This window comes from Geodermatophilus chilensis (assembly GCF_002802985.1).
Taxonomy (GTDB): Bacteria; Actinomycetota; Actinomycetes; order Mycobacteriales; family Geodermatophilaceae; genus Geodermatophilus; species Geodermatophilus chilensis.
In genome coordinates this window covers 1-6,776 of record NZ_NVPT01000228.1, presented here as the reverse complement: position 1 = coordinate 6,776, position 6,776 = coordinate 1, and the positions used below count along the sequence as shown (strand labels likewise).

The following is a 6,776-nucleotide window of genomic DNA, read 5'->3' as shown; positions in this document are numbered from 1 at the left end:
AGATGTGTATACGCGACAGCGGAGACCACATCGGTAGTGCACAACCGGATTCGTACCGATCCGGTGATCCGGCGGCTCGAGGCGTCGCTGCGCGGGGCCCTCGTCCGGCCCCCGCGACGCACCACCCGTTGTCGGCTGTGCGAAGCTCCATCGCGGGCCATCTTGTGGTTTACCTGAGAAACCGGATGGGGAGAGGTCGGGCGTTCCCCGAAGCGAGACGAGAGAGGTCCTGATCGATGACCCAGTCGACGAGCACGACGACCGGCAGCAGCACCACCAGCTCGACCGCCCTGAGCCAGGCCTCGCCCTCCGCGCTGCAGACCAGCCAGGGCAACACGACCATCGCCGACGGCGTGGTGCAGAAGATCGCCGGGCTCGCCGCCCGGGAGGTCTCCGGCGTGTACTCCCTCGGGGGCGGCGCCGCGCGTGCCTTCGGTGCCCTCCGTGAGCGCATCCCCGGCGCCTCGCAGACCGCCGGTCAGGGCGTGGCGGTCGAGGTCGGCGAGAAGCAGGCCGCCGTCGACCTGGACGTCGTCACCGAGTACGGCGCGCCGATCTCCGAGATCGCCCGGTCCGTGCGGCGCAACGTGATCAACGCGGTCGAGGGCATGACCGGGCTGCAGGTCACCGAGGTGAACATCGCCGTCAACGACATCCACCTGCCGACCGACGACGAGGGTCAGCAGGAGCCTGCGCGGGTCCAGTGACCTCCGGTGCCAGCACCGCGGCCGACCCGGACGCGGAGGCCATCGCCGCTGCGGTGCGCACCGCGCCGGCGGTGGCCGCCCTGCACGCCGGGGGCCTGCGCCTGGTGGTCACGCTCCTGCCCGGCCGCCGGGTCGAGGGCGTCCAGGTGACCGACGAGCGGGTGACGGTCAGCGTGGTCGTCGCCCAGGGCGTCCCCATCGCGGCCCTGACCGACCAGGTCCGCCGGCGGGTCGCCCCGCTGGCCGGTGGCCGGCCGGTCGACGTGCACGTCGCCGACCTGCAGCTGGCCGACGAGGAGCAGCTGGCCCTGCCGCCGGGGCCCTCGGCCTGACCCACCCCGGAGGAGTCCACGCCGTGCCGTCGTCCCTGTCCCCCGAGGAGCGGCGCCGGCGGCGCGCGGCCCTCCGCCGGCACCACCCCGACCTCGGCGGGAACGCCGAGGAGTTCATGCGCACGCTGCGGGTCTGGGAGTCCCGGTCGAGCACCGGGACCCCCGGCCCGCCCGGCGCCGAGGTCCGCTTCGTGCACCGTCCCCGCGGCCTGCGCCGGCTGCTCGCCTGGTGGCAGCGCCGGTCGCGCCGCTCCTCCGCTCCACGCCGCGTCGTGTGAGCCGCTCCCCTCTCCCTGGAGGTACCGCCATGCCCCCCACCGTGGTGGGTCTGTTCACCGGTCTGCTGCTCGGCCTCGCCTGGGTGATCGGCGGGTTCGACGCCTTCGTCGGCACGGCCGTCCTCGGCGTGATCGGCATCCTCATCGGCAAGGTCGTCTCCGGCCAGCTCGACCTGACGCCCTACCTGGGCGGCCGGGGGCAGGGCCGGTGACGGCGCTGGCCGCCGACGCCGGGACCGCCGGTAGCGCCCCCGACGCGACGGCGCCCGAGGAGCGCGGCCGGCTGACCATCGCCGACCGCGTCGTCGAGCGGGTCGCGGGCTACGCCGCCACGCAGGTCGACGGCGCGGCCGCCGCGCCGCGCCGGCTGCTGGGCATCTCCGTCGGCGAGGCCCACCCGGACGCCGAGGCCGCCGTCCGCGCCACCGTCGACGGGCACGTCGCCACCGTGGCGGCGACCATCGCCGTCGCCTGGCCGCAGTCGGTGCGCCGGGTGACCGAGGCGCTGCGTGCCCACATCCGCGAGGACGTCCGCCGGATCACCGACGTCGAGGTCGCCCACGTCGACGTCGACGTCGTCCACTTCGCCACCGACACCGCGCCCGCGCGGCGCGTGCACTGAGGGAGGGACGCGATGACCGTGGTGAACCGGGTCCTGGCCACCCTCCTGGCCCTGGCCCTCCTGCTCGGCGGCCTGCTGGCCCTCGTCGAGATCGTCCTCGCGGCGCTCGGCCGGCAGCCCTGGCTCGTGCCGCACCCGGAGTGGACCTCGTGGCTCGGCGACCAGACGCTCGCCTCGGGCGTCGTGCGCGCCGTGCTGATCGGCGCGGCCGTCCTCGGGCTGGTGCTGCTGGTCCTCGCGCTGCGCCGCGGGCGCCCTGGCGCGCTGCCGCTGCCCGCGCGGGTCGAGGCGGTGCGGACGACGGCGTCGCGGCGCGGGCTGGAGCGCACGCTGCGCGCCGCCGCGACCCGCCCCGACGGCGTCCGGGACGCCCAGGTCAGGGCGCGCCGCCGGACCGTGCGGGTGAAGGCGGCCACCGCGCTGCGCGACCCCGCCGACCTGCAGTCCCAGGTGACCCGGGCCGTCACGGAGCGGCTGGAGGAGCTCGGCCTCGCCGGCCAGGTGCGGCCCCGCGTCACCGTCTCGAAGGGGGCCGGCCGATGAGCCGCCGGGTGGACACCGCCAACCGCACCGTCCTGGCCCTGCTCGGCCTGCTGCTGCTCGGCGGCGCCGCCGTCGGGCTGGCCGCGAGCTTCGGCGCCTTCGGCGACCCGCCGCCGGTGCTGCCGGAGTCGGCCCGCCGCTTCGAGGACCAGCAGCCCTGGTTCTGGTGGGCCGTGGCCGGCGCGTGCCTGCTGATCGCGCTGCTGGCACTGCGCTGGCTGCTCGCCCAGCTGCACACCGACCGGGTCAGCCGACTGGACCTGACCCGCGACGACCGCGAGGGACGCACCGTCGTCCACGCCGGCGCCCTCACCGACGCCGTCGAGGAGGAGGCGCAGTCGCTGCGCGGGGTCGTCGGCGCCTCCGCCCGCCTGGTCGAGGACCGTGCCCGGAAGCTCACCGTCGCGGTGGAGCTGGCCGACTACGCCGACGTCGCCGAGGTCCGCCGGGTACTGGAGGACCGGGTGGTCGCCCACGCCCGGCAGGCCGTCGACGACCCGGACCTGCCGGTCGACATCGAGCTGCGGCCCGGCCGCCGCGCGGGGAGCCGCGGCCTGCGCTGAAGGAGGACCCCGGCCTCCCCGCCCTCGAGCCGGCTCGTCGACATTGCCGGGGTTCCTCGTCCATCGCGGGTCCTGGAGGACCGGCAGTGCACGAGGAACACCGGCAATGGGGCCGGTGGGTGTTCGGACCGGGTCGGGCTCGCACGTGGGCCCGGCCTCCGCGGGCCGGGCCGGTCGTGCGGGTCAGCGGGTGGAGCGCGGTCGCTGGGACTCGCGCAGCACCCGCTGCAGACGCTCGAGCAGGTTCTCCAGCGACTCCTCGAACTCCGCGGCGGACTCGTCCTCGGCCAGCAGCGGCGACAGCCGGCGCACGAGTGGGAACTCGGTCAGCGACCGCTCGTCCGCGTCCGGCGCGCCCTCCGGGTCGTCCAGCGCGGTGATCGGCACCCCGCGCTGTGCGACCTCGAGCAGCAGGTGCCCGAGCAGGAAGCTGGTGTAGGCCCGGTAGGCGGCGACCGCGGCCCCGTCGCTGAAGCCGTGACTGGTCAGCGCGTCGAGGAAGGACTCCAGCCAGCGCAGGCTGCGCAGCGGCGGCCGCACCCACGGCGCGGCCGGCGGCCGGGTGGCGATCAGCGGGAAGACCGCCGGGTGGGTGAGGGCGATCTGCCGGACCCCGTGCGCCAGCCGCTGCAGGTAGTCCTGCCAGCCGTGCTTGGGCGCGAGGTACACCTCCGGGTCGCCGTAGAGCTCGTCGACGACCAGCTCCACCACTCCGTCGAGCAGGTCCTCCCGGCCCGTCACGTGCCGGTACAGCGCCATCCCCTCGACGCCCAGGTGCGCGCCCATGCGCCGCATGGTGAGGGCCTCGAGCCCGTGCTGGTCGATGAACTCGAGGGCCGCGGCGAGCACCCGGCGCCGGTCGAGCGGCGTGCGGGCCGTCCCGGGCGGGGACGCGCGGAGCGCCCGCGTGTGCGGCTGCCCGTCCGTGGGCACTCCAGAGAGAGGAGCAGCGTCGTCTGCCACACCCGCCTCCCGTCGTCGTCGGTCACGACCGTTGTACGCCGCCGGGGCCGGACCGCGGACAGTCACCGTCGCGCCGCCCCCGTGCAGCGGGTGTTTACGCCGTAAGCACGACGGGCACCGTAGCTCCAGCGCCTGCACGACGGTGCGCCAACGGACGGCGCTGCGGACCCGCAGCCCTCCCCTCGACACTGCACAGGAGCAGCATGATCAACGAGACGCAGATCCAGCAGGTCATCGGCACCACCGCGGTCGACGCCGACGGCGACAAGCTCGGCAAGGTCGGCGAGATCTACCTCGACGACGAGACCGGCCGCCCCGAGTGGGCGACCGTGCACACCGGCCTGTTCGGCACCAAGGAGACCTTCGTGCCGCTGGCGCAGGCCGAGCTCTCCGGCGAGCAGCTCCGCTTCCCCTACGACAAGTCGAAGGTGAAGGACGCCCCGAAGATCGACACCGAGGGTCACCTGTCGCCGCAGGAGGAGCAGGAGCTCTACCGCTACTACGGCCTCGGCACGGGCACGACCACCGAGACCACCGCGCAGACGACCACCGGGACCGCCGGCATGGCGGGCGTGGCCGGGACCAGCGGTCGCACCGACCGCGACGGTGACGGCGTCCACGACGACGTGCAGGGCCGCGCCGTGGGCCACGACACCTCCGGCCCCACCACCGACGAGGCGATGACCCGCTCCGAGGAGCGGCTCAACGTGGGCACCCGCAGCGAGGAGGTCGGCCGGGCCCGGCTGCGCAAGTACGTCGTCACCGAGAACGTGACCGAGACCGTCCCGGTCTTCCGCGAGGAGGTCAGGGTCGAGCGCGAGCCGATCACCGACGCCAACATCGGCAACGCCATGGACGGCCCGGCGATCTCCGAGGAGGAGCACGAGGTCACCCTCCACGCCGAGCGCCCGGTGGTGGAGAAGGAGGCCGTGCCGGTCGAGCGGGTCCGCCTGGACAAGGAGACCGTGACCGAGCAGGAGCGGGTGGCGGCCGACGTCCGCAAGGAGGAGATCGAGGTCGACGGGCCGGGTACCACCGACCGTCGCATCTGACCCCTCACTCACGACGAGGCCCCGCCGGCGCGCTGCGCCGACGGGGCCTCGTGGCGTCCCGAGCCCGTCAGCTCCCGGTGGGGGTGACGCCGAACATCAGGACCCGGCGCTCGATGTCGTAGTGCACGGTCGCGGTGTTGGCGAGCAGGTCCTGCAGGTTGTCCGCGTCGTCGGGGTCCAGGGTGAGGACCTCCTCCCAGGCGCCCTGGTCGAGGACCAGCTGCAGGGTGTAGGTGCCCGGCTTCCCGGGCTCCCCGGCCACCCAGCTGAACTGGTAGTGGCTGAGCTGGCGGACCTTGACGCTGTTGTCGGTGACCGGCTGCGGTACCTCGGGCACGGCATCTCCCTCCGTCGGGGCCGCACGGGACTGCGCGAGCCCTCGACCTGCACCTACCCGCTGCCGCGGTCGGCACCCCCTCGCCCGGCGTGTCCGGACTGACCCGGCCGTCCGCCGTGCGGTCTAGTGCCGGGTCAGACAACCTTCGCCCGCTTGATGGTGGAGGCTCGCTTGATGACCTTGCGGAGCTTCGGGTCGGTGGTGTGCCGGTTTCGCCAGGCGATGTAGCGGCGGATCATCCGGGCCTGCTCGCGGTGGGTGTCGTGGTCGGTGCCGTCGAGGGTGAAGTAGCGCAGCGCGGTGAACTGCGGCTCGATCCGGTTGAGCCAGGAGCCGTAGAACGGGGTGTAGGCGATCTCGACGTTGTTCGCCGTCGCCCAGGTCCCGACCCGCGCTCAGAACCCCCGCCGGACCCGCCCCTGGATCGTCCTCGCCGTGCTGCCGGCCGTCGTCGGCGTGGTGGCCCTGGTCGTCGGCGTGACCGGGCAGCAGAGCCCACCGCAGCCGGCCGCCGCCGCCGAGGAGCCCGCCCCAGCGTCCTCACCCGCGCCGTCCGCCGATCCGTCGTCCGCAGCCGTCCCCGCTCCGCCGTCGTCCGCCGACGGGTCGGACGTCGCCGAGCCGGTGGACCTGCGCGTCCCGGCCATCGACGTCCGCACCGAGCTGATGCAGCTCGGCCTCAACGGCGACGGCACCGTGGAGGTGCCGCCGCTGGGGCCGGACGACCTGGCCGGCTGGTACCGCAACTCCCCCGCACCCGGCGCCGTCGGCCCGGCGGTGCTGCTCGGCCACGTCGACTCCGCCGAGTGGGGACCGGGCGTCTTCTTCGACCTGGGTGCGCTGAGCCCGGGCGACGAGGTCGAGGTGGCCCGTGCCGACGGCAGCGTCGCCGTGTTCGCCGTGGACCGCGTGGAGCGCTACGCCAAGGCGGAGTTCCCCACGCTCGAGGTCTACGGCAACACCGCGGAGCCGCAGCTGCGGCTGATCACCTGCGGCGGCGCGTTCGACCCCGAGGCGCGCAGCTACGAGGACAACGTGGTCGCGTACGCGACGCTGGTCACCACCCGGGCGGCCTGACCGCGCTCACCCGCACGGCACTGCGACGGTCGCCGGTCGGCTCAGCCGGTCCGGGAACGCGAGCCGCACGAGCAAGTGGACGACGCCGGTGGCGAGAAGAACGCTGACGAGGACCAGCCGGATCTGCGAGGTGCCCCGCTGCTGAGCCTTGCCGTGCGTGTGGTGGACGGCGGCACGAGGCTCCGTTCCGGGCCGCGGGTCGCTCAGACGGTATGGGGGCTGGGGCCCCGCCACGAATGATCGTGGGTTGCCGTGCGGGGGTGGGCCCTGGCGGTAGAGCCACAGGCGTGGGAGGCCCCAGT

At 74.6% G+C, this 6,776-nt stretch carries 11 protein-coding genes; 9 read left to right on the top strand and 2 right to left on the bottom strand.

Annotated features, from left to right (window positions below; all coding sequences use genetic code 11):
- Positions 1 to 236: 236 nt before the first annotated feature.
- From CNO22_RS24770 to amaP, 7 genes are read left to right on the top strand one after another with little or no spacing between them, the layout of a single operon-like run.
- The gene (locus CNO22_RS24770; RefSeq protein WP_100501913.1) at positions 237 to 707 is read left to right on the top strand and encodes an Asp23/Gls24 family envelope stress response protein; all 471 of its coding nucleotides are present in this window, start codon (positions 237 to 239) and stop codon (positions 705 to 707) included.
- Positions 704 to 1,039 (top strand): Asp23/Gls24 family envelope stress response protein, encoded by a 336-nt coding sequence (locus CNO22_RS24765; protein WP_100501912.1) that lies wholly within the window; start codon positions 704 to 706, stop codon positions 1,037 to 1,039. Before CNO22_RS24770 ends, CNO22_RS24765 begins: the two co-directional genes overlap by 4 nt.
- A gap of 23 nt (positions 1,040 to 1,062) precedes the next feature.
- On the top strand, positions 1,063 to 1,317 hold the full coding sequence (locus tag CNO22_RS24760) for a hypothetical protein (RefSeq protein ID WP_100501911.1): 255 nt from the start codon (positions 1,063 to 1,065) through the stop codon (positions 1,315 to 1,317).
- 29 nt (positions 1,318 to 1,346) lie between these two features.
- Positions 1,347 to 1,529 carry a hypothetical protein gene (locus CNO22_RS24755; protein WP_100501910.1) on the top strand — a complete coding sequence of 61 codons (183 nt, stop codon included), beginning with the start codon at positions 1,347 to 1,349 and terminating at the stop codon, positions 1,527 to 1,529.
- The gene (locus CNO22_RS24750; RefSeq protein WP_100501909.1) at positions 1,526 to 1,939 is read left to right on the top strand and encodes an Asp23/Gls24 family envelope stress response protein; all 414 of its coding nucleotides are present in this window, start codon (positions 1,526 to 1,528) and stop codon (positions 1,937 to 1,939) included. Before CNO22_RS24755 ends, CNO22_RS24750 begins: the two co-directional genes overlap by 4 nt.
- 12 nt (positions 1,940 to 1,951) lie before the next feature.
- The gene (locus CNO22_RS24745; protein ID WP_100501908.1) at positions 1,952 to 2,482 is read left to right on the top strand and encodes a DUF6286 domain-containing protein; all 531 of its coding nucleotides are present in this window, start codon (positions 1,952 to 1,954) and stop codon (positions 2,480 to 2,482) included.
- Complete coding sequence (amaP, locus tag CNO22_RS24740) at positions 2,479 to 3,045, top strand: alkaline shock response membrane anchor protein AmaP (RefSeq protein WP_100501907.1); 567 nt, start codon at positions 2,479 to 2,481, stop codon at positions 3,043 to 3,045. Before CNO22_RS24745 ends, amaP begins: the two co-directional genes overlap by 4 nt.
- Positions 3,046 to 3,228: 183 nt before the next feature.
- Here the strand turns inward: amaP and CNO22_RS24735 are convergent, their stop codons facing one another.
- Positions 3,229 to 3,978: a TetR/AcrR family transcriptional regulator C-terminal domain-containing protein gene (locus CNO22_RS24735; protein ID WP_232807330.1), complete on the bottom strand. Its 750-nt coding sequence runs from the start codon at positions 3,976 to 3,978 to the stop codon at positions 3,229 to 3,231.
- 233 nt (positions 3,979 to 4,211) lie between these two features.
- Between CNO22_RS24735 and CNO22_RS24730 the strand changes: the two genes are divergently transcribed.
- Positions 4,212 to 5,060, top strand: a complete 849-nt coding sequence (locus tag CNO22_RS24730) for a DUF2382 domain-containing protein (protein WP_100501905.1) — start codon at positions 4,212 to 4,214, stop codon at positions 5,058 to 5,060.
- A gap of 67 nt (positions 5,061 to 5,127) precedes the next feature.
- Here the strand turns inward: CNO22_RS24730 and CNO22_RS24725 are convergent, their stop codons facing one another.
- Positions 5,128 to 5,397 carry a hypothetical protein gene (locus CNO22_RS24725; RefSeq protein ID WP_091448646.1) on the bottom strand — a complete coding sequence of 90 codons (270 nt, stop codon included), beginning with the start codon at positions 5,395 to 5,397 and terminating at the stop codon, positions 5,128 to 5,130.
- Positions 5,398 to 5,760: 363 nt separating this feature from the next.
- Between CNO22_RS24725 and CNO22_RS24715 the strand changes: the two genes are divergently transcribed.
- Positions 5,761 to 6,474 (top strand): class F sortase, encoded by a 714-nt coding sequence (locus CNO22_RS24715; RefSeq protein WP_198588578.1) that lies wholly within the window; start codon positions 5,761 to 5,763, stop codon positions 6,472 to 6,474.
- Positions 6,475 to 6,776: the final 302 nt, after the last annotated feature.

Coding starts and splice junctions, on each gene's coding strand:
- CNO22_RS24770 (WP_100501913.1), top strand. CDS start 237: ATGACCCAGTCGACGAGCACGACGACCGGCAGCAGCACCACCAGCTCG.
- CNO22_RS24755 (WP_100501910.1), top strand. CDS start 1,347: ATGCCCCCCACCGTGGTGGGTCTGTTCACCGGTCTGCTGCTCGGCCTC.
- CNO22_RS24745 (WP_100501908.1), top strand. CDS start 1,952: ATGACCGTGGTGAACCGGGTCCTGGCCACCCTCCTGGCCCTGGCCCTC.
- amaP (WP_100501907.1), top strand. CDS start 2,479: ATGAGCCGCCGGGTGGACACCGCCAACCGCACCGTCCTGGCCCTGCTC.
- CNO22_RS24730 (WP_100501905.1), top strand. CDS start 4,212: ATGATCAACGAGACGCAGATCCAGCAGGTCATCGGCACCACCGCGGTC.